Annotated in this window: 15 protein-coding genes; 11 read left to right on the top strand and 4 right to left on the bottom strand. The window is 66.2% G+C overall.

What is annotated here, in order from left to right; all coding sequences use genetic code 11:
* The first annotated feature begins 147 nt into the window (after nucleotides 1-147).
* The 5 genes from KBW98_RS05090 (at nucleotide 148) to KBW98_RS05070 (ending at nucleotide 4,527) form a co-directional block, all read left to right on the top strand.
* A complete protein-coding gene (locus KBW98_RS05090) occupies nucleotides 148-1,125 on the top strand; it encodes a DNA-directed RNA polymerase subunit alpha (protein ID WP_005663401.1) in 978 nt (325 codons plus the stop codon).
* Between the two features lie 130 nt (nucleotides 1,126-1,255).
* The gene (gene rplQ / locus KBW98_RS05085) at nucleotides 1,256-1,651 is read left to right on the top strand and encodes a 50S ribosomal protein L17 (RefSeq protein ID WP_211519055.1); all 396 of its coding nucleotides are present in this window, start codon (nucleotides 1,256-1,258) and stop codon (nucleotides 1,649-1,651) included.
* Nucleotides 1,652-1,780: 129 nt separating this feature from the next.
* The gene (locus KBW98_RS05080) at nucleotides 1,781-2,200 is read left to right on the top strand and encodes a hypothetical protein (protein WP_211519054.1); all 420 of its coding nucleotides are present in this window, start codon (nucleotides 1,781-1,783) and stop codon (nucleotides 2,198-2,200) included.
* Nucleotides 2,201-2,270: 70 nt separating this feature from the next.
* The gene (dsbD, locus tag KBW98_RS05075; protein ID WP_211519053.1) at nucleotides 2,271-4,127 is read left to right on the top strand and encodes a protein-disulfide reductase DsbD; all 1,857 of its coding nucleotides are present in this window, start codon (nucleotides 2,271-2,273) and stop codon (nucleotides 4,125-4,127) included.
* 43 nt (nucleotides 4,128-4,170) lie between these two features.
* On the top strand, nucleotides 4,171-4,527 hold the full coding sequence (locus KBW98_RS05070) for a translation initiation factor Sui1 (protein ID WP_211519052.1): 357 nt from the start codon (nucleotides 4,171-4,173) through the stop codon (nucleotides 4,525-4,527).
* 211 nt (nucleotides 4,528-4,738) lie between these two features.
* On the opposite strand, the gene KBW98_RS24130 is transcribed toward KBW98_RS05070, so the two are convergent.
* Complete coding sequence (locus KBW98_RS24130) at nucleotides 4,739-6,280, bottom strand: methyl-accepting chemotaxis protein (RefSeq protein WP_373888906.1); 1,542 nt, start codon at nucleotides 6,278-6,280, stop codon at nucleotides 4,739-4,741.
* Nucleotides 6,281-6,465: 185 nt separating this feature from the next.
* Here KBW98_RS24130 and KBW98_RS05060 point away from each other — a divergent pair, with 185 nt between their 5' ends.
* The gene (locus tag KBW98_RS05060; protein WP_211519050.1) at nucleotides 6,466-7,344 is read left to right on the top strand and encodes a cobalamin B12-binding domain-containing protein; all 879 of its coding nucleotides are present in this window, start codon (nucleotides 6,466-6,468) and stop codon (nucleotides 7,342-7,344) included.
* A 64-nt stretch (nucleotides 7,345-7,408) separates the two neighbouring features.
* On the opposite strand, the gene KBW98_RS05055 is transcribed toward KBW98_RS05060, so the two are convergent.
* A complete protein-coding gene (locus KBW98_RS05055; protein ID WP_211519049.1) occupies nucleotides 7,409-7,933 on the bottom strand; it encodes a Spy/CpxP family protein refolding chaperone in 525 nt (174 codons plus the stop codon).
* Nucleotides 7,934-8,130: 197 nt separating this feature from the next.
* On the opposite strand from KBW98_RS05055, the gene KBW98_RS05050 reads away from it, so the two are divergent.
* The 5 genes from KBW98_RS05050 (at nucleotide 8,131) to KBW98_RS05030 (ending at nucleotide 15,698) form a co-directional block, all read left to right on the top strand.
* Entirely contained in the window at nucleotides 8,131-8,859 is a 729-nt protein-coding gene (locus KBW98_RS05050; RefSeq protein ID WP_211519048.1) for a response regulator, read from the top strand.
* Nucleotides 8,856-10,217 carry an ATP-binding protein gene (locus tag KBW98_RS05045; RefSeq protein ID WP_211519047.1) on the top strand — a complete coding sequence of 454 codons (1,362 nt, stop codon included), beginning with the start codon at nucleotides 8,856-8,858 and terminating at the stop codon, nucleotides 10,215-10,217. Before KBW98_RS05050 ends, KBW98_RS05045 begins: the two co-directional genes overlap by 4 nt.
* 96 nt (nucleotides 10,218-10,313) lie before the next feature.
* Complete coding sequence (locus tag KBW98_RS05040) at nucleotides 10,314-11,513, top strand: efflux RND transporter periplasmic adaptor subunit (protein WP_211519046.1); 1,200 nt, start codon at nucleotides 10,314-10,316, stop codon at nucleotides 11,511-11,513.
* Complete coding sequence (locus KBW98_RS05035; protein ID WP_211519045.1) at nucleotides 11,510-14,602, top strand: efflux RND transporter permease subunit; 3,093 nt, start codon at nucleotides 11,510-11,512, stop codon at nucleotides 14,600-14,602. Before KBW98_RS05040 ends, KBW98_RS05035 begins: the two co-directional genes overlap by 4 nt.
* 184 nt (nucleotides 14,603-14,786) lie before the next feature.
* Nucleotides 14,787-15,698 carry a hypothetical protein gene (locus KBW98_RS05030; RefSeq protein ID WP_211519044.1) on the top strand — a complete coding sequence of 304 codons (912 nt, stop codon included), beginning with the start codon at nucleotides 14,787-14,789 and terminating at the stop codon, nucleotides 15,696-15,698.
* A 339-nt stretch (nucleotides 15,699-16,037) separates the two neighbouring features.
* Here the strand turns inward: KBW98_RS05030 and KBW98_RS05025 are convergent, their stop codons facing one another.
* Nucleotides 16,038-18,383, bottom strand: a complete 2,346-nt coding sequence (locus tag KBW98_RS05025; protein ID WP_211519043.1) for a glycoside hydrolase family 127 protein — start codon at nucleotides 18,381-18,383, stop codon at nucleotides 16,038-16,040.
* Nucleotides 18,380-19,396 carry an arabinan endo-1,5-alpha-L-arabinosidase gene (locus KBW98_RS05020; protein ID WP_211519042.1) on the bottom strand — a complete coding sequence of 339 codons (1,017 nt, stop codon included), beginning with the start codon at nucleotides 19,394-19,396 and terminating at the stop codon, nucleotides 18,380-18,382. Before KBW98_RS05020 ends, KBW98_RS05025 begins: the two co-directional genes overlap by 4 nt.
* Between the last annotated feature and the right edge of the window lie 2 nt (nucleotides 19,397-19,398).

Here is a 19,398-nt window from a genome sequence, read left to right as displayed (position 1 = left end):
CTAGGGTTGGCGCCGCAAAGAGTTTCAAGCTTCCATCTCACTCGTTCAAACCCGATTTCGTATCACCGCCTGCCCCCCGCAGGCGTTCTCATTAATGCCATCAGCCTTATCGGTGTAACGAGCCGAGGGTATTGAAAAGGACATTTCATGCAAAATAGTCTGTTGAAGCCACGTATCATCGATGTCGAAGCACTGGGCGCCGGTCACGCCAAAGTCGTGATGGAGCCGTTCGAGCGTGGCTATGGTCACACCCTGGGCAACGCGCTGCGCCGCGTCCTGCTGTCGTCGATGGTCGGCTATGCCCCGACCGAAGTGACGATCGCCGGCGTCGTGCACGAGTACTCGTCGCTGGACGGCGTGCAGGAAGACGTGGTCGACCTGCTGCTGAACCTGAAGGGCGTTGTGTTCAAGGTGCACAACCGTGATTCCGTCACCCTGACCCTGAAGAAGGAAGGCGAAGGCGCCGTCTTGGCTTCGGACATCGACCTGCCGCATGACGTGGAACTGATCAACCCGGATCACGTGATCGCTCACCTGACCGCCGGCGGCAAGCTGGACATGCAGATCAAGGTCGAGAAGGGCCGTGGCTATGTGCCGGGCAACGTGCGCCGCCTGTCGGAAGACACCAACAAGACCATCGGCCGCATCATCCTGGACGCGTCGTTCTCGCCGGTGCGCCGTGTGTCCTACGCCGTGGAATCGGCCCGCGTCGAGCAGCGTACCGACCTGGACAAGCTGATCATCAACATCGAAACCAACGGCGTGATCACCCCGGAAGAAGCGATCCGCCAGTCGGCACGCGTCCTGGTGGACCAGCTGAACGTGTTCGCCGCCCTGGAAGGCACCGAAGCCGCCGCGGAAGCACCGTCGCGCGCTCCGCTGGTCGATCCGATCCTGCTGCGTCCGGTGGACGACCTGGAACTGACCGTCCGTTCGGCAAACTGCCTGAAGGCCGAGAACATCTACTACATCGGCGACCTGATCCAGCGTTCGGAAAACGAACTGCTGAAGACCCCGAACCTGGGCCGCAAGTCGCTCAACGAAATCAAGGAAGTCCTCGCGTCGCGCGGCCTGACCCTGGGCATGAAACTCGAAAACTGGCCGCCGGCTGGTCTCGAGAAGTAATCTCCGCCGTTTTGCAGTACCCCGCCTGGACGCTTTGTCCGGGCGGTTTTAACCCCCGAACCGGTCCGCGGTCACGCGCAAGCGTGAACGATCGAAGAACTGGAATTGAAAACACTCGAAAGGATTTACCATGCGTCACCGTCACGGCCTTCGTAAACTGAACCGTACCTCGTCCCACCGTCTGGCAATGCTGCGCAACATGACCGTTTCGCTGCTGCGTCACGAAGCCATCAAGACCACCGTGCCGAAGGCAAAGGAACTGCGCCGCGTTGTCGAGCCGATCCTGACCCTGGGCAAGACCGACACCCTGGCAAACAAGCGCCTGGCTTTCGCTCGCCTGCGCGACCGCGAAATCGTCCAGAAGCTGTTCGCTGAACTGGGCCCGCGCTACGCTAACCGCAATGGCGGCTACCTGCGCATCCTGAAGATGGGCTTCCGCGTTGGCGACAACGCACCGATGGCCTACGTCGAGCTGCTGGACCGTCCGGAACCGGGCACCGCTGAAGAAGCACCGACCGCTGAGTAATCAGTCAGGTCTTCAAGAAACCAGGCTTCGGCCTGGTTTTTTTTTCGTCCTTGCGCTCTCTTTTCCTCTGTGGGGCCGCGTGGTCGGCCACCCAATCGATTGATACTCGTCAAACGTGACCGTTCTTCGATGGCACATGCTTTCTCGATGAACAGGCGGGCCGACAAACAGACTGCTTTACTCATCGATGCGGCGCTGAATGCGGCCGCCTCGCACGGCCCGTTCGGCGCGGCGGCGGAGCTGATCGGGCACGGTGTCGCGCAGGAGACCGTCACCCGCGTGCTGGGTAAGCCTGCCAGGCGCAGGCACTATTTTTCGAGGACGAAATCCGCGCGCAGCAAGCCATCGTCCGATGGGGGCCCGGCCTGCCGCCGGCACAACCATGTCTTCGCCGCCTACGTGAACGCCGCCCTGACCATCCTCAAGCGCGGCGCGGTACGGCGCGCCGAATCCATGCTGGCCCAGGAAGGCGTGCCGGCGGCCGTCATCTCCCGCGTGCTCTTCGATGGCGGCCCCTGCCGCCGCCATCGCCCGCGCCGGTGCATTTAAGCTTCGCCACAGGCGCGCACAGCCCAGCCGGTGTACCATGCCGATGCGCTGTAACAACTGACTCGATACCATGACCCGTTTCTCCGTGCGTGGCCTGCTGCAGGCCTGCCTGACGCTGTTCGCCGCCTTTGCCTTGCTCCTTGCAGCGCCCGCGCGCGCCGAGCAGGACTTCCTCGACCCTTCGCTGGCCTTCCGCTTCGCCGCCCGCATGGCCGATCCGCAGACCCTGGAAGTGACTTACCAGATCGCCGACGGCTACTACATGTACCGCGAGCGCTTCGGCTTCAAGGCCAGCGGCGCCACGCTCGGCACGCCGCAGATCCCGCCAGGCAAAGTCAAGTTCGACGAGACCTTCCAGAAGGAGGTCGAGACCTACAAGGGCACGCTGACGATCCGCATTCCGGTCGAAGGAAGCGGCAACTTCACGCTGGCCGCCACCAGCCAGGGCTGCGCGGACGCGGGCCTGTGCTATCCGCCGCAGGAGCACACGGCCTTCCTGAACGCGGGCGCCGGGGGAACAACGCAGGCGCGGCCGCCGCTGCCGATCGGCGCCGCGGCCGGGGAGGGGCCGGCGATGTCGGTGCCCCTGTCGTCCACGCCCGCTGCCGAGCGCGCACCGGCCGCCGCGGTTAACCCCGCTCCGGCGCCAGCAGGCACGGCCCCGGAATCCGACCTCTCCACCATCGCCGGGATCCTCCATGGCGGCCGCCTGCTGGCGATCATTCCGGCCTTCGTGCTGCTCGGCCTGGGCCTGGCCTTCACGCCCTGCGTCCTGCCCATGGTGCCGATCCTGTCCTCGATCATCGTCGGCGAAGGCGGGCAGGTACGCCGCTCGCGCGGCTTCGTGCTGTCGCTCGCGTACTCGCTCGGCATGGCCATCGTCTACACCGCGCTCGGCATCGCCGCCGGCCTGGTCGGCGAAGGCCTGGCCGCCGCCTTGCAGAACCCCTGGGTGCTGGGCGCGTTCGCCGTGCTGATCGTCGGCATGGCCCTGTCGATGTTCGGCTTCTACGAATTGCAGGTCCCCGCCGCCTTCCAGACGCGCCTGGCCCATGTGTCGGGCCGCCAGGCCTCGGGCAAGCTGGCCGGCGTGTTCGCGATGGGGGCGATCTCGGCCCTGATCGTCGGCCCCTGCGTGGCCGCGCCGCTGGCCGGCGCCCTGGTCTACATCAGCCAGACGCGCGACGTGCTGATCGGCGGCTCCGCCCTGTTCGCGATGGCGATCGGCATGAGCATTCCGCTGCTGCTGGTGGGCGTGTCGGCCGGCTCGCTGCTGCCGCGCGCGGGCGCGTGGATGGAAGGCGTCAAACGCCTGTTCGGCGTGCTGATGCTGGCCATGGCCCTGTGGCTGGTGTCGCCGGTGATCCCGGCCGCGGCCCAGATGCTGCTGTGGTCCGCGCTGCTGTTCGGCTACGGCTTCTACCTGCTGCGCCGTCACCGCCACTGGGCGTCGATGGCCGCCGGCGCGGCTTTCACCGTGCTGGGCGCGATGCAGCTGGTCGGCGTGGCCAGCGGCGGGCGCGACGCCCTGGCCCCGCTGGCCCATCTGCGCGGCGGCGCGCCCCAGCACCTGGAATTCAAGCGGGTGAAAAACGTCGCCGAGCTCGACGCCGTGCTGGCGAACACCGGCGGCAGGACGGCCATGCTCGACTTCTACGCCGACTGGTGCGTGTCCTGCAAGGAGATGGAAAAACTGACCTTCATCGACCCGGCGGTGCAGGGCAAGCTGGCCAACACCATCCTGCTGCAGGTCGACGTCACGGCCAACAACGCGGACGACAAGGCGATGCTCAAGCGCTTCGGCCTGTTCGGGCCGCCGGGCATTATCCTGTTCGACAGGGACGGGCGCGAGATTCCCGATAGCCGGGTGATAGGCTACCAGGATGCGCGCAAGTTCCTTGCATCGCTGGACAGGCTCGGCGAATGACATCGGGTTGCACGCCCGCCCCGTAAAAAATCCTGAACAAATAATGAAGAGCAATTCCAACAGCGGCCTGGTCTATTCCACCGATGGCGGGCGCATGTGTCCCGGATGCCGCCAGCCCCTCGCGGCGTGCAGGTGCAAGGAACAAGCTGTGCCCACCGGGAACGGCGTGGTACGTGTTTCGCGCCAGACGAAGGGGCGGGGCGGCAAGAGCGTCACCCTCGTCAAGGGGCTTGCGCTCGATGCCGCTGCATTGGCTCTCCTGGGCAAGCAGCTGCGCACCGCATGCGGCGCGGGCGGCACCGTGAAAGACGGCGTGATCGAGATCCAGGGCGACCACTGCGACCTGGTGATGGAGACCCTCAGGAAGCACGGCCATCAGCCGAAGCGCGCCGGCGGCTGAAGCGCCTTTCCTGCAGCGCCCGGAACGACAGGAATGCTGTTCCAGCCAGGCGATACCGACGACGTCGTTCGAAGAATGCGAGTTCCTCGATTCGAACCCACCGCCACGGCCCGAGCACCGTGGAAAACGCAACAAGGCAAAGGACGCCCGCGGGCGTCCTTTGTCATGCCGGCTCCGGCTCCAGCCGGCCCGCGCCGCCGGCGAACTGCGCTCAGTGCAGGAGGGCGGGCTGGCGGCCGCGCTTGCCGCCATCGCCCAGTTTGAAAATCGCGACCACGCTGCCCAGCTTTTCCGCCTGCGCCCGCAGCGCGCCGGCCCCGGTGGCGGCTTCCTCGACCAGCGCCGCGTTCTGCTGCGTCACCTGGTCCATCTGGCTGATCGCGCGGTTGACCTGCTCGATACCCGCGCTCTGCTCCTGGCTCGCCGCCGTGATCTCGGCCATGATGTCGGTCACGCGGTTCACACTGGTGACGATTTCATCCATGGTGGCGCCCGCGTCGGCGACCAGCCGGCTTCCGGCGTCGACCTTGCCGACCGAATCGCCGATCAGCGCCTTGATCTCCTTGGCCGCCGCCGCGGAGCGCTGCGCCAGGTTGCGTACTTCGGTCGCCACGACCGCGAAACCGCGCCCCTGTTCGCCGGCGCGCGCTGCTTCGACCGCCGCATTCAGCGCCAGGATGTTGGTCTGGAACGCGATGCCGTCGATCACGCTGATAATGTCGACGATCTTCTTGGCCGAGGCATTGATCGAATCCATGGTGTCCACCACCTGCGAGACAACCTCGCCGCCCTTGCGCGCCACGGTGGCGGCGGAGACGGCCAGCTGATTGGCCTGGAGCGCATTGTCCGCATTCTGCCTGACCGTCGCGGTCAGTTGTTCCATCGACGAGGCAGTCTCCTGGAGCGAGGACGCCTGCAGCTCGGTGCGGGACGACAGGTTGAGGTTGCCCGAGGCGATCTCGCCGGTCGCGGCGGAGATCGCCTGCGCGCTGAGACGGACCTCCGCCACGATCCGGAGGAGGCTGTCGCGCATCTCGCTCATGGCGTACAACACGCTCGAGCGCCTGCTGCCGTCGGTGTCGATCGTCACCGCCAGGTCGCCGGCGGCAATGCTGTTGGCAATGGCGCTGGCCTTCGCCGGCTCTCCGCCGAGCGCCCTCAAAATTGCGCGCACGATGATTGCGGCCACCAGTACCCCGGTGATGACGGCGGCTGCGCACATGATCAGCATCAGCGTCTCGAACCCGCTCGCGACCTCGCGTGCGCGCGCCGATTCGGACTGGTTCGCCTTTTCCTTCAAGTCGATATACTGGTTGATCCTGGCCAGCCATTCCACGAAGGCCGGACGGGCATCCTTGAGCATGACTTCTTTCGCACGGTCGAGTTCGCCCGCTTCTCGCAAGGCGATCACCTGGGACACCAGCGGCAGCGTGCGGGCTTCGACGTCCTTGATGCCGGCAAGGATTTGCCGTTCTTCAGCGGTGGTGTCGCTCCCCTCGGCAATCATCTTGTCCAGCAGCACGGCGGACTTTTCATAGTCGGAAGCCAAGCGCGCGATGTCGGCCACGGCCGCCTTCAGTTCGGTGTCGCTGCCGACCAGCGTCACATCGCGCAGGCTGATCGCCCGATCATGTACGCTTCCCCGGAAGTTGATGGCGTAGCGCTGCTTGACGCTGTTGACGTCGCCGATGGTGATCAGGCTGGAAGAAACCTTGTTGACCCGGCTGACGCCGATCCCTGTCAAGACCACCATCAGCAACAGGATCGCTGCGAATCCGATGCATACCTTTGCCTTGATGGTCATACCTTTTAATTTACTGTACATGATGAGTCCTGGAGAGCGATCACGGCGGTTGAAATAAGTTTGTTGCCGACTGGAAAATACTATAACATGCGTTTTGTCTTAGACAAACATAATTTTGAGGTAAGGCTATGCGTGTGCCGATATCTGTAGTCTCGGAGGAGACAGGTATTGCCAAGGAAGTATTAAGGAAGTGGGAAGACCGGTATGGATTTCCCGTTCCCGGGCGGGATGCCGCGGACAAGCGCGTCTACCCGGAGGGGCAGGTTGAACGCCTCAAGCTGATCAAGGCCCTGCTCGATACGGGCCTGCGCCCAGGTGCGGTGGTTCCGCTGGAGCAGGCGCAGCTGGAGGCGCTGCTGGCCATGAGCCGGCCGCCGGTCCAGGCCGGCGCCGGAGATGGCCGCCTGGTCGAACTGTTGCGCGCCAGGGACCCGAATCGCTTGCGCGAGCACCTGCATGCCGAGCTGGCCCGGCTGGGCCTGGAAGGCTTCGTCCTGGACCTCCTGCCGGACCTGAACAGCCTGGTGGGCGATGCCTGGGCCGAGGGCCTGATCGCGGTCTATGAAGAGCACCTGTACACCGAGATGGTGCAGGCCCTGTTGCGGGAAGCGGTGCAGGCGGTGTACCAGCCGCACGGCTGGCCCCGCGTGCTGCTGACGACGGCACCGGGCGAATTGCACATGCTCGGCAACCTGATGGTCGAAGCCGTGCTCACCCTCGCCGGCGCGCGCTGCATTTCCCTCGGGGCGCAGTCGCCCCTGGCGGAAATCGTCGCGGCGGCCGAGGCCTACCAGACCCAGGTCGTCGGACTGTCGTTCAGCGCCTCGCTGCCGCGCAAGACCATCGCATCCATCCTCCGCGAACTGCGCCAGCGGCTTCCGGGCCAGGTGCAATTGTGGGCCGGAGGCGCGGGCGCCGCCGGCCTCGAGAAGGTGCCGCGAGGGGTGCGTATTTTCCAGTCCCTGAACGATGCCCGCGCCGCGCTCAGCGAATTCAAGCCGCGCCGGGACTGAGCACAGGCGCGGCCTGAAAAAAAAGGACGCCCGAAGGCGTCCCCGGCTGGCGACCGCAGGCCGATCAGCCGTGCATCATGCCATGGCCGCCATGGCCACGATGTTGGCGGCCGCCGCGGTGCTGCTTGGCCTGCTCGTCGAACACCTTGCGCTGCTCGGGCGTGAGGACCGCGTAGAAGCTGTTCAGGGCCGACAGGCGGGCTTCCATGCGGGCGGTGCGCTGCTTCTGGCGCTCGATGCGCATCTGCAGGCGCTGCGGTGCGCTCAAGCTTGCCAGCTGCGCGCGGTCTGGACGGGCGGCGCGATCCATCTTCTGTGCCGGCGTCATGCTGGCGACAAAGGCGTCCCATGACGGCTGCTGGGCCGGGGTCAGCTTCAGCGCGTCGCGCAGCTTGGCCTGGCGTTCGGCGCGGGCGGCCTGGCGCTTGGCCTTGGACTCGGCCATCTTGGCCTGGCGCTGTTCCACGCTCAGGGCATGGCCATGGCGGCCTTCGGCAGGAGCCTGGGTTTGGGCTTGCACGCCAATGGCGGCGCCGGCCAGGCCGAAAGCGGTGAGAGCGATCACGATGTTCTTGCGGATGGTGTTCATTGTGTTTCCTTCAGGTGAGTTCAGTTTGGATGTGCAACTGAACTGCTCGCTGCACAGGACCCATCTTCGCCAAAACTTGTAACCGCGGGATTTCCCCTGTCTGGTACTTTGTATCAATATGTTTCGCCGGTATCGGCTTATACATGCCGATACAAAACGGCTGTCCACCCTTGCCATAGATGCGGATAATTGCGGTTATGGATAATCCCTCTACGATTTTGATCGTCGACGACGACCGCGACATCCGCAGCCTGCTGGCCGATTACCTCGAAGCGAACGGCTACCGCACCCTGGCCGCCGCCGACGGCACCGCCATGTGGAAGGCGCTCGACGAAGCGCGTCCCGACCTGATCGTGCTCGACCTCAACATGCCGGGCGACGACGGCCTGACCCTGTGCCGCAAGCTGCGCGCCACCTCGACCCTGCCGGTCATCATGCTGACCGCTCGCAACGAGCCGCTCGACCGCATCCTGGGCCTGGAAATGGGCGCCGACGACTACCTGCCGAAACCCTTCGAGCCGCGCGAGCTGCTGGCGCGCATCCGCAGCGTGCTGCGCCGTTCGCACGCCATGCCGTCCAATTCGCCGTCCGAGAACGTGCAGCAGATGAAGTTCTCCGGCTGGACCCTGGACCTGACCGCGCGCCACCTGGTCAATCCGCAGGGCGTGGTGATCATGCTGTCGGGCGCCGAGTTCCGCCTGCTGCGCGTGTTCCTCGAGCATCCGAACCGCGTGCTCAACCGCGACCAGCTGCTCAACCTGACCCAGGGCCGCGACGCCGATCCCTTCGACCGTTCGATCGACATCCAGATCAGCCGCCTGCGCCAGAAGCTGGGCGAGGATGCGCGCATGCCGCAAATCATCAAGACCGTGCGCAACGGCGGCTACGTGCTGGCCGGCCAGGTCACGGTGGAGCCCGCGGCGTGAAGGCTTTCCTTGGTTCCATGACCGGCCGCGTGTTCATCACGCTGCTGCTGGGCATGGTGATCTCGGCCGCCCTGACCCAGCTCGCCGCCGACTACGAGCGCCTGCGCCAGTTCGAGCAGCAGCGCGACCAGCACCTGCTCGAGCGCGCCGAACAGCTGGTAATGGCGACCGAGATCGTGCCGGCCTCGGCGCGCATGGTGTATCTGTCGGTGGCCAACCGTCCCGGCCTGCGCCTGGAACTCGGCACGCCGCATCCGCTGGCCGGTACGCCGACCTGGTTCGCGCGTTCGCTGGCCGCGCGCCTGGGGCAGGGCTATTCGATCACCTCGGCGGCCAGCCGTCCGCCCTCGTGCGAGTTGCCGAACCGCCAGCCGGTGCTGTACGGCCTGATCAACGCCCAGTGGCGCGGCGCCTGCGAGATGCTCAACGTGCGCCTGCGCGACGGCGCCGAGATGCGCCTGTCGGTGCTGCCGCCGCGTCCGTCGACCGCCGGGCTCGAGACCGACTACCGCACCGTGATCGCCCTGTTCCTGCTCAGCATCGGCGCCCTGGCCTACGCGGTGGCGCGCATGACCACGCGTCCGCTCAAGCAGCTGGCGCAGGCGGCCCAGGACCTGGGCCAGGACATCAACCGCGCGCCGCTCGACCTGACCGGCGCCAGCGAGATCCGCCAGGCCAGCGCCGCCTTCAACGCCATGCAGGCGCGCATCCGCCAGTACATCTTCCAGCGTACTCAGATGCTGGCCGCCATCACCCACGACCTGCAGACCCCGCTCACCCGCATGCGCCTGCGCCTGGAAAAGGTGTCCGAGGCCGAGCTCCAGGAACGCCTGATCGGCGACCTGTCGGCGATGCAGCAAATGGTGCGCGAGGGCCTGGAGCTGGCGCGCAGCATGGACACCACCGAGACGATGCAGATGCTCGATCTCGATTCGCTGCTCGAGGCCGTCTGTGCGGACGCCGTCGACGCCGGCCAGCAGGTGGACCTGAACGGCCGCGCCGGCATGGCCCTGCTGGGCCGGCCGCTGGACCTGCGCCGCTGCCTGGGCAACCTGATCGACAATGCGGTCAAGTACGGCCGCGAAGCGCGCGTGAATGTCGACCGCATCAACGGCGCCGCGCGCGTGCGCATCCGCGACAGCGGGCCGGGCATTCCCCAGGCCGAGATGAAGCGGGTGTTCGACCCGTTCTACCGCGTCGAGACCTCGCGTTCGCGCGAGTCCGGCGGCACCGGGCTGGGACTGACCATCGCCCGCAATATCGCCGAGCAGCACGGCGGCAGCATCGCGCTGGCGAACCATCCGGAAGGCGGGCTTGAAGTCACGCTCATGCTGCCGGAGTATTATCCAAACAAATAAGCTCGTAATAAAGGTTTGCGAGAATGCGGCCCGGCCGCGTTGGCGCGCCAATCACCATATGACAGCGCCGCCTGGGCAGGCGGCCAAGGGACAGGAATGAAAAAGAAGAATGTAGCAGTGGTTGGCGGGATCGCCGCGCTGGCGCTGGCCGGCGCATGGTACGTGAATTCGGACGGCGGGGCCCATGCCGACAATGGCAAGGGTGGCAAGGGCGGGCAGGGCGGCCCCGGCGGCGGCCAGCCGCCGGTCACCGTCAACGTGGTGGCGCCGCAGCGCCAGGACGTGGGCGTGGAGCTGCTCGCCAACGGCACCGTCACGCCGCTGCGCACGGTCGACCTGCATCCCCAGACCACGGCCACCATCCGCCAGGTGCACATCAAGGAAGGCGATTTCGTCAAGGAAGGCCAGCTGATGTTCTCGCTCGACGACCGCGCCGACCGCGCCGCCGTGGCCCAGGCCCAGGCCCAGGTGGCGCGCGACCGCGCGACCCTGGCCGACCTCGAGCGCCAGCTCAAGCGCAGCCAGGAACTGGTGGCCCAGAAATTCCTGGCCCAGAGCGCCCTCGATTCGCTGCAGAGCCAGGTCGAAGCCCAGCGCGCCCTGGTGCAGAGTAACAGCGCCGCCGCCCGCGCCAGCCAGGTCGCGGCCAGCTACACCACGATCCGCGCCCCGATGTCGGGCCGGGTGGGCGCCATCGACGTGCATCCGGGCGCCCTGGTGCAGCCCACCACCTCGCTGACCACGGTCACCCAGCTCGACCCGATCAATGTCTCCTTCACCCTGCCGGAATCCTCGCTGGCCTCGCTGCTGGCCGCGCAGCGGCAGGGCAAGGTCGAGGTGCGCGCCCAGGTCAACGAGGCCTCGCCGCAAGTCGCCGGTCGCCTGAGCTTCATCGACAACACCGTCGATCCGCAAGCCGGCACCATCCGCGTCAAGGGCGAGTTCGCCAACCCGGGCGCCAGCCTGTGGCCGGGCCAGTACGTGACCGCCCGTGTCACCGTGCAGACCTTGAAGGACGCCGTGGTGATCCCGCAGGCGGCCATCATCAACGCGACCAGCGGCACCTTCGTGTACGTGGCCGGCGAGGACAACGCGGCGCGCCAGGTGCCGGTCAAGCGCCTGCACGGCTTTGGCGACTACGCCGCCGTGAGCGGCCTGGCGGGCAATGAAAAAGTGATCACCGAGGGCAAGCAGAACCTGCGTCCGGGCGGCAAGATCCGGATGGCCGGCCAGCAGGGCGGCAAGGGGAGCGGCAAGGCCGAAGCGGGCCCGAAAGCCAAGAAGGAATCGGCATGAACCTGTCCGAACTGTGTATCCGCCGGCCGGTGATGGTGGTGCTGCTGTCGATCAGCCTGGTGCTGGTCGGCGTGCTGGCCTACCTGCACATCCCGGTCGCCGCGCTGCCGAGCTATAACACGCCGGTCATCAACGTCAACGCCAACCTGCCGGGCGCCAGCCCGGAAACCATGGCGTCCTCGGTCGCGCTGCCGCTCGAGAAACAGTTCTCCACCATTGCCGGCATCAACCTGATCACCTCGACCAGCACCCAGGGCAATACCAACCTGACCCTGGAATTCGACACCAAGATCGACGTCGACCGCGCCGCCGTGGACGTCCAGGCCGCCCTGCTGGCGGCCCAGCGCCAGCTGCCCCAGGAAATGACCGACCTGCCGTCCTACCGCAAGGTCAATCCGGCCGACGCGCCGATCCTGTTCGCGCACATCACCTCGCCGTCGATGGACTTGTCGCAACTGAACGACTACGCCGAAAACCTGATCTCGCCGGCAATCTCGACCGTGAAGGGCGTATCCCAGGTGGGCATCAACGGCCAGAAACGCTTCGCGGTGCGGGTGCGCGCCAAGTCCGACCTGATGAACGCGCGCAATATCTCGATGGACGAGCTGGCGACGGCGCTGCGCGCGGCCAATTCCAACACCCCGCTGGGCATCCTGGACGGCCCGAGCCAGACCCTGACCATCCAGGGCGGCGGCCAGCTGATGCGGGCCAGCGACTTCGCCGGCCTGATCGTCGCCACCCGCGACGGCATGCCGGTGCGCCTGCGCGACGTGGCCGAGGTCGAGGACAGCTACCAGTCGGTCAAGGCCCTGGGCAGCCTCAACGGCGAACGCTCGATCTCGCTGATGGTCCAGCGCCAGCCGAACGCCAACACGGTCGAGGTGGTGGATGCGGTGCGCGCCCTGATCCCGCGCTTCGAGCAGCAGCTGCCGGCCTCGATCAAGATCCACCTGGTCAACGACCGCTCGACCTCGATCCGCGAGGCGATCCACGACGTCAACCTGACCCTGGCCGGCACCGTGGTGCTGGTGATCCTGGTCATCTTCCTGTTCCTGCACCGCCTGGCCGCGACCTTCATCCCGGCGGTGACGGTGCCGATCTCGCTGCTGGGCGCGCTGTCGCTCCTGTATGCGCTCGGCTACAGCCTGGACAACATTTCCCTGCTGGGCATCACCCTGGCGGTCGGCCTGGTGGTCGACGACGCCATCGTGGTGCTGGAAAACATCGTGCGCCACATGGAGATGGGCAAGAAGCCGATGCAGGCGGCCCTGGTCGGCGCGCGCGAGATGGGCTTCACCATCATCTCGATCTCGATCTCGCTGGTGGCGGTGTTCATCCCGATCTTCTTCATGCCGGGCGTGATCGGCCTGCTGTTCCGCGAATTCGCCGTCATCGTCGGCCTGGCGGTGCTGGTGTCGGCGGCGGTGTCGCTGACCCTGGTGCCGATGCTGTGCTCGCGCCTGCTCAAGGGCGGCGGCCACGTCGCCCCGCACGAGATGTCCTGGGTCGGCCGCCGCTTCGAAGCCATGTTCGTCAACGTGCGCGACGCCTATGGCCGCACCCTCGACATGGCGCTGCGCCACCGCTTCCTGGTGCTGATGCTGGCGCTGGGCACCTTCGTGCTGACCGCCGTGCTCTACATGACCATGCCGAAGGGCTTCTTCCCTGAAGAAGATATCGGCCAGCTGCGCGTGACGGTCGAGGCCTCGGAAGACACCTCCTCGGCCAAGCTGGCCGAGCTGCACGGCAAGGTGGTCGACATCGTGCGCGCCAGTCCCTACGTGCAGGACACCACCTCCTTCACCGGCGGCGGCAACACCGGCCGCATGTTCCTGGTGCTCAAGCCGCGCAGCGAGCGTCCGCCGATGCCGCTGGTGGTCGACGAGCTGCGCAAGGCCACGCGCCAGGTCGCCGGCGTGCAGGTGTTCATGTCGCCGGTGCAGAACCTGCAGCTGGGCGGCCGCCAGAGCAAAAGCCGCTACCAGTACACCCTGCAGAGCGTGTCGGGCGGCGAGATCGGCCAGTGGGCCGAGCAGTTCCTGGAGCGCATGCGCGCCGACGACCGCTTCCGCGACGTCACCAGCGATTCGCAGAACAAGGCCTTGCAGGCGACCATCGACATCGACCGCGACAAGGCCGCGCTGCTGGGCGTGGAAATGGCCGACGTGCGCACCGTGCTGTACGCCTCCTTCGGCGAGCGCCAGGTCTCGACCATCTACTCGACCGCGGCCAGCTACTTCGTGATCCTGGAGGCGGCCGCCGCGGACCGCTACTACGACGAGGCGCTGTCGCGGGTCTCCGTGCGCAGCAAGAATGGCGACCTGGTCAAGCTGTCCAGCTTCGCCACCGTCAAGCGCACGGTCGGCCCGCTGGCCGTCAACCACCAGGGCCAGCTGCAGGCGATCACGCTCTCCTTCAACCTGGCGCCGGGGGTGCCGCTGGGCGACGCCACCACCGCCATCGAGGAGATGGGGCGCGAGATGAAGCTGCCGGCCTCGATCATCACCAACTACGGCGGCGACGCCGCGGTGTTCAAGGACACCCAGTCGAGCCAGCTGATCCTGATCGTCGCCGCGATCGGCGTCATCTACGTGCTGCTGGGCGTGCTGTACGAGAGCTACATCCACCCGCTGACCATCCTGGCCGGCCTGCCGTCGGCGGCGGTGGGGGCGCTGCTGACCTTGTGGCTGTTCGACATGGACCTGACCCTGATCGCCATGATCGGCATCCTGATGCTGATCGGTATCGTCAAGAAGAACGCGATCATGATGATCGACTTCGCGCTCGAGGCCCAGCGCAGCCATGGGCTGAAACCCCAGGAAGCGATCCGCGAAGCCTGCATCCTGCGCTTCCGTCCGATCCTGATGACCACCCTGGCGGCGATGATGGGCGCGCTGCCGATCGCGCTGGGCATCGGCGCCGGCGCCGAGCTGCGCCAGCCGCTCGGCCTGGCGGTGGTGGGCGGCCTGATCTTCTCGCAGGTGATCACGCTCTACATCACTCCAGTCATCTATCTGTACCTCGACAGGTTCAGCGGCACCGGTCCCATGACCGACGAGCAGCTGGCCAAGCTCGAAGCCGTGCATTAATGCAAAGGGCCGGCATGGGTTTCCATGCCGGCCGGTATTCGCCCGCTGGAAACATTCTGTAACATCCTTCAAGGTCCGCTTGGGCAAGCTGTGCAGCACATCAGGTGCGCCGCGGACCCAAAACGGTTAGACTGCGCTTTCTCTGCCGCTTTTACAGATGCCGCTTCCAGGAAACCGTACGACCTTGCGTGACCATTCCCATACCTACGAGGAAGACAGCGATGTGTGCGCACATTGCGGGCAGCCACTATCGTCGCGCCCGGCGCCGACCTATGGCCGGCAGGGACCGAACCGCTTGGGCCTGGCGGGCACGATCGGCCTGCACCTGCTCTTGATCGCCCTCTACCTGTTCAAGCCCGAGAGCGAGGACAAGAAGGCGCGCCCGGCGGCCGAGCGCGAGAGCGAAGTGGTCTACGTTGCCCCGCTGCAACAGCCGAAGCCTGCGCCGCGCCAGCAGGCGCCCAAGCCGGTTCCCAAGCCTTCGCCCAACAAGAACGCGCCGCGCCCGAAGCCCGAGCGGATCGAGGTGCAGCGCTTGCCGGACACGATCACCTTGCCGGACGAAAAGCCGGAAGAAGTCGCCAAGCCCACGCCCCAACCGAAGACCGAGGCGCCGCCGGAGATGGACATGGCCGCGGCGATCGAAGCGCGCCGCAGGCAGCGCGGCGCCCAGACCGGCGGCGACACCCCGAGCGAGGAAAGCGAAGCCGCGCGTGGCCAGGCCCGGGCGCTGGCCAACATCGCCGCCATCAACGGCCGCGGACGCGACGACCGCAACGAGACCGGGGGCATCTTCTCGGTGTCGAACAAGACCTTCCACAGCATGGACTTGCGCTTCCGCGGCTGGAATCCCAACTTCAAGCGGCGCTGGCTGACGCAGGTGACCGTGGAGCAGGGCAGCGAGCCGGATGTCGAGACGGCGGTGGTCAAGAAGATGATCGAACTCATCCGTCGTGAAAAAACCGGCGACTTCGAGTGGGATTCGCATCGCCTGGGGCGTGTCGTGAAGCTGAGCGCAAGGCCGCAGGATACGGAGGAGCTGATGCAGTTCCTGTACAAGGAGATGTTCCCGGAGTACAAGCCGCCGAGGGGGTAGATAGGGTAGTGGCTGATTCGGCAAACCTGGGCCCCCGCCTTCGCGGGGGTGACGGGGCGTAGGGTGGTGGCAGGATTGACAGTATCACTGCCCTTAAAACCGTCACCCCCGCGAAGGCGGGGGCCCAAGTTGAAGTAACGCTCAATCCACCCCCAAGGTCTTCAACCCCGCGATCCCCACAAAAATCAGCCCCATGCACCCCAGCCGCGCCAGCGACAGGTGCTCGGCAAAGAACACGAACCCCCCCCCCGGGCCCCCCCCCCCCCCCCGCCCCCCCCCCCCCCCCCGGCCCCCCCCCCCCGCCCCCCCCCCCGCGGGTGGAAAACAGGCGCGTGATCGCTAACGAAGTAAGCGCAGCCCGTACAATCCACCCGCCACCGATCCCAGCCGCGCGACAAAGCGCACACTCATCTTCCCCTGCGCAGCCGCCCGCATCGCCTCCGGAATCGGATAATCCACTGTATAGATCTCGTCCTTCGCCTCCGCCGTCAAGGTCACCTGCGCCAGCAGCTGTCCATTGACCAGCACATCGAACTGCCGCCCCGCATCTGCCTTGGCAAAACTCAGGCGCAGCACTTTCGCCTCCTGCTTCGGATCGTTCAGCTCATAGCTGAACCACTTGCTCGCATGCCGCCAGTGCCGACCGTTGTTGATCCCGGCCTCGCTCCCCTCCCCCTTGAAGAAGTGGTCCGACTCCGGCTGCTGCTCACCCGGCGCCACCTGGTCGATGGTGCGGGCGTCCAGCGCCAGGCGCTCCGCCTCGCGGGCGGCGTTCGCGTCCTGTAGCTGCTGCAGGCCAGCCGGCGTCGAATGCTGCCAGTACATCGTGTAGCGCGACTCGTGCAGGCGGAAGAAGGGAATGAACTCGGTCCGGGCGCCATCCGCCCCATGCACCAGCCCGGGCGCGGTGAAGGTCAGCGGCTTGCCCTTGACGGGCTTGAACTTGCGGACAAAGTCCTTCGAATCGCTGACGAACATCGGCGCCGCCTCCAGGGGGCACATCTGGCCATTGGCGATATGCCCCATGCGCGAGTCGTCGGCCAGGGAGTCGAGCTTTTCGTCGGCGAACAGGCGGGTCTTCGCCGCCAGCACCACGGGGCCATGCAGGACGGCATAGTAGTTCGACTTGTCCGGCATCTGCTCCAGGCGGGTCGTCATCGGCAGCTGGACGTCGACGCGGTCGCCCTTCTTCCAATCCCGCGCCACGCTCACATAGCTGCCCGGATGGCCGTCGATCTTGACCGCCTTGCCGTTGACCTTGACCTGCATGCGGCCCGGCGCCACCCAGGACGGATAGCGGATCTTCATGGTGAACCTGCCGCCCTGGTCCACCGTCAGGCGCGTGCTGTCCGCATCCGGGAAGCGCGTGCTCTGGGTCAGCTTGACGCCGCGTTCGCGCCAGTTCAGGGTCGAAGGCACGAACAGGTTGACGAACAAGGCGTCGCCTTCGTGGGCGTAGATGAACTCCCCGTACTTGGCGTGGCTCTCGATACCCGAGCCCACGCAGCACCACATGCCCTGGTCCACCTGCGAGTACACGCGGTAGTGGTTCGGCCGCATCGGCGTGAAGTAGACGAAACCGCCGCCCGGCCGCTGGGACGACAGGATGTGGTTGTACAGTGCGCGTTCGTAGTAATCGCCGTAGCTGCCCTTCTGCTCCGACTGGAACAGCATGCCTGTGAGCTTGAGCATGTTGTAGGTATTGCAGGTCTCGGGCCCCTCGACCTCGTTGATCATCGGGCCGAAGTCCTTCTGGTCGTGGAAGTGCTCCTTGACGCTGTTGCCGCCGATCGCCACCGTCCGGTGCTCGACGACGGTCTGCCAGAAGAACCTGGCGGCCTTGTCCAGGTCCTCGCGCTGCGTCAGGTCGGCGATGCGCTTGAAGCCGATCACCTTCGGGATCTGGGTATTGGCGTGCAGGCCGGTCAGTTTGTCTTCGCCCTTCTCCAGCGGCTGGAGGATGGCCTGGTGCGAGAAGCGTAGTGCCAGGTCCATGTACTTGCGGTCGCCCGTCATCTGCGCGACGTCGGCGAAGATCTCGTTCATGCCGCCATGCTCGCTGCGCAGCATCTGCTGCATCTGCTGTTCGGACAGGCGCGAGCTCAGCCCCAGTGCCCAGTCGGACAGCCCGATGAGCATCGCCTTCGCATCCTCGTTGCCGGCATAGCGGTAGGCGTCGCGCAGGCCGGCAAAGACCTTGTGCAGGTTATACCAGGGCACCCACTTGCCGTTGACGGAGAAGTTGTCCGCCTCCAGCTTGCCGGCCGCGATGTCGCGCCAGGCCTGGCGGCCGCCGGGAATGCCGCCGAGGTAGCCGTCGCCATTGGCCTGCTGCGCGCGCTTGAGCTCCGCGACGAAGTAGTTCAACCGGCGCAGCACTTCGCCGTCGCCGGTCGAGGCGTGCATCAGCGCCAGCGCCGACAGGTAGTGGCCGCCCATGTGGCCGTCCAGTCCCGTCGATTCCCAGTTGCCGTAGCTGGGCTTGCGCGGTTCCAGGCCGGCTTCGCGCAGGAAGGGAGCGAGCAGCCGGTCCGGCTCCAGCGCCATCAGGTAGTTCAGGTTGGTGGTCTGGGCGTCCAGGAAGGGACCGGGCCTGAGCCTGACGTCCGCCAGGGGGAACAGGTCGGCCGCCTGCGCCCATGCGCCGGCGACGAGGAGACTCAAGGCCGCGATCCGTATCTTCATTTCTGCAGGCTGCTCTGGTAGCGGTTGAGGTCCCTCTGGTCCACCGTCGGCCAGCCATCCTTGTCCCACTTCATTTCGAGGACTTTCAGCTTTTGCAGGTACTTGTCGGCGGTCTCGTAGGCGTGCAGCACCATGTAGTCCCTGCCGTCGAAGGTATAGGCGCTGTTGTGGCCCAGGGCACGCCAAGCGCTGTCGCCCTGGATCACGAGCGAGCCGCCGCCCTTGGCCATGTCGACGCCATTGCGGTCGAGGTAAGGGCCGGTGACCGCCTTCGCGCGGCCGACCACCACCTTGTAGGTGCTGTCCTTGGCCTTGCAGCACAGGTCCCAGGACGCGAACAGGTAGTACCAGCCGTTCTTGCGCATGATGAAAGGCGCTTCGATATGGCCGGCGCCGGGTTCTTCGTCAGGGGTGAAGGCCGGGCGGTCACGGCGGGCGATCGTGTGCCATTCCTGGGGCTCGGCCAGCTTCGTGCGGCTGGCGTCGAGCTTGACCAGCTTGAGGCCGGACCAGAAGGAGCCGAAGGACATCCATGGCGTGCCCTTCTCGTCGTCGATGACGTGCGAATCGATGGCGTTCCACAGGTCGCGGCCCGGGACCGATTGCAGCACCATGCCCTGGTCTTCCCAGCGGTAGTTGGGCGCGCGCGGGTCGAGCGTGGCGTTGGTGGTCACGCCGATGCCGGAGGTGTTCTTGCCGAAGCCGGAGACGGAATAGTACAGGTAGTACTTGCCGTTGTGGTGGTAGATGTCCGGGGCCCAGATGTGGTCGTTGAAGGTGGGCGCGGCCTTCCTGGCCCAGGCGGGTTCGCCGGGGAAGACGCGGCCTTCCGGCTTCCAGGTCTTCATGTCGCTGGAGCTGTAGAAGGTGATGCCGGGACCGGTGCTGAAGAGGTAGTACTTGTTGCCGTCCTTGGCCATGACGGGGTCGTGGACGCTGACTTGGGCGGCGAGTGCCGGGAGCACTGCGGCGAGGGAGAGCAAGCCGGCCGTGATGCGAATGAATAGAGACATCG

Source organism: Massilia sp. ST3 (assembly GCF_018119405.1).
Classification (GTDB): Bacteria; Pseudomonadota; Gammaproteobacteria; order Burkholderiales; family Burkholderiaceae_D; genus Telluria.
The sequence above is the reverse complement of the archived record's forward strand: the minus strand, read 5'-3'. Positions and strand labels throughout refer to the sequence as shown.

What these genes read in the sequence shown, in the direction of transcription:
- KBW98_RS05090 (WP_005663401.1), top strand. Translation starts at nt 148, where the DNA reads ATGCAAAATAGTCTGTTGAAGCCACGTATCATCGATGTCGAAGCACTG.
- rplQ (WP_211519055.1), top strand. Translation starts at nt 1,256, where the DNA reads ATGCGTCACCGTCACGGCCTTCGTAAACTGAACCGTACCTCGTCCCAC.
- KBW98_RS05080 (WP_211519054.1), top strand. Translation starts at nt 1,781, where the DNA reads ATGGCACATGCTTTCTCGATGAACAGGCGGGCCGACAAACAGACTGCT.
- dsbD (WP_211519053.1), top strand. Translation starts at nt 2,271, where the DNA reads ATGACCCGTTTCTCCGTGCGTGGCCTGCTGCAGGCCTGCCTGACGCTG.
- KBW98_RS05070 (WP_211519052.1), top strand. Translation starts at nt 4,171, where the DNA reads ATGAAGAGCAATTCCAACAGCGGCCTGGTCTATTCCACCGATGGCGGG.
- KBW98_RS24130 (WP_373888906.1), bottom strand. Translation starts at nt 6,280, where the DNA reads ATGGTGGTCTTGACAGGGATCGGCGTCAGCCGGGTCAACAAGGTTTCT.
- KBW98_RS05055 (WP_211519049.1), bottom strand. Translation starts at nt 7,933, where the DNA reads ATGAACACCATCCGCAAGAACATCGTGATCGCTCTCACCGCTTTCGGC.
- KBW98_RS05050 (WP_211519048.1), top strand. Translation starts at nt 8,131, where the DNA reads ATGGATAATCCCTCTACGATTTTGATCGTCGACGACGACCGCGACATC.
- KBW98_RS05040 (WP_211519046.1), top strand. Translation starts at nt 10,314, where the DNA reads ATGAAAAAGAAGAATGTAGCAGTGGTTGGCGGGATCGCCGCGCTGGCG.
- KBW98_RS05035 (WP_211519045.1), top strand. Translation starts at nt 11,510, where the DNA reads ATGAACCTGTCCGAACTGTGTATCCGCCGGCCGGTGATGGTGGTGCTG.
- KBW98_RS05025 (WP_211519043.1), bottom strand. Translation starts at nt 18,383, where the DNA reads ATGAAGATACGGATCGCGGCCTTGAGTCTCCTCGTCGCCGGCGCATGG.
- KBW98_RS05020 (WP_211519042.1), bottom strand. Translation starts at nt 19,396, where the DNA reads ATGTCTCTATTCATTCGCATCACGGCCGGCTTGCTCTCCCTCGCCGCA.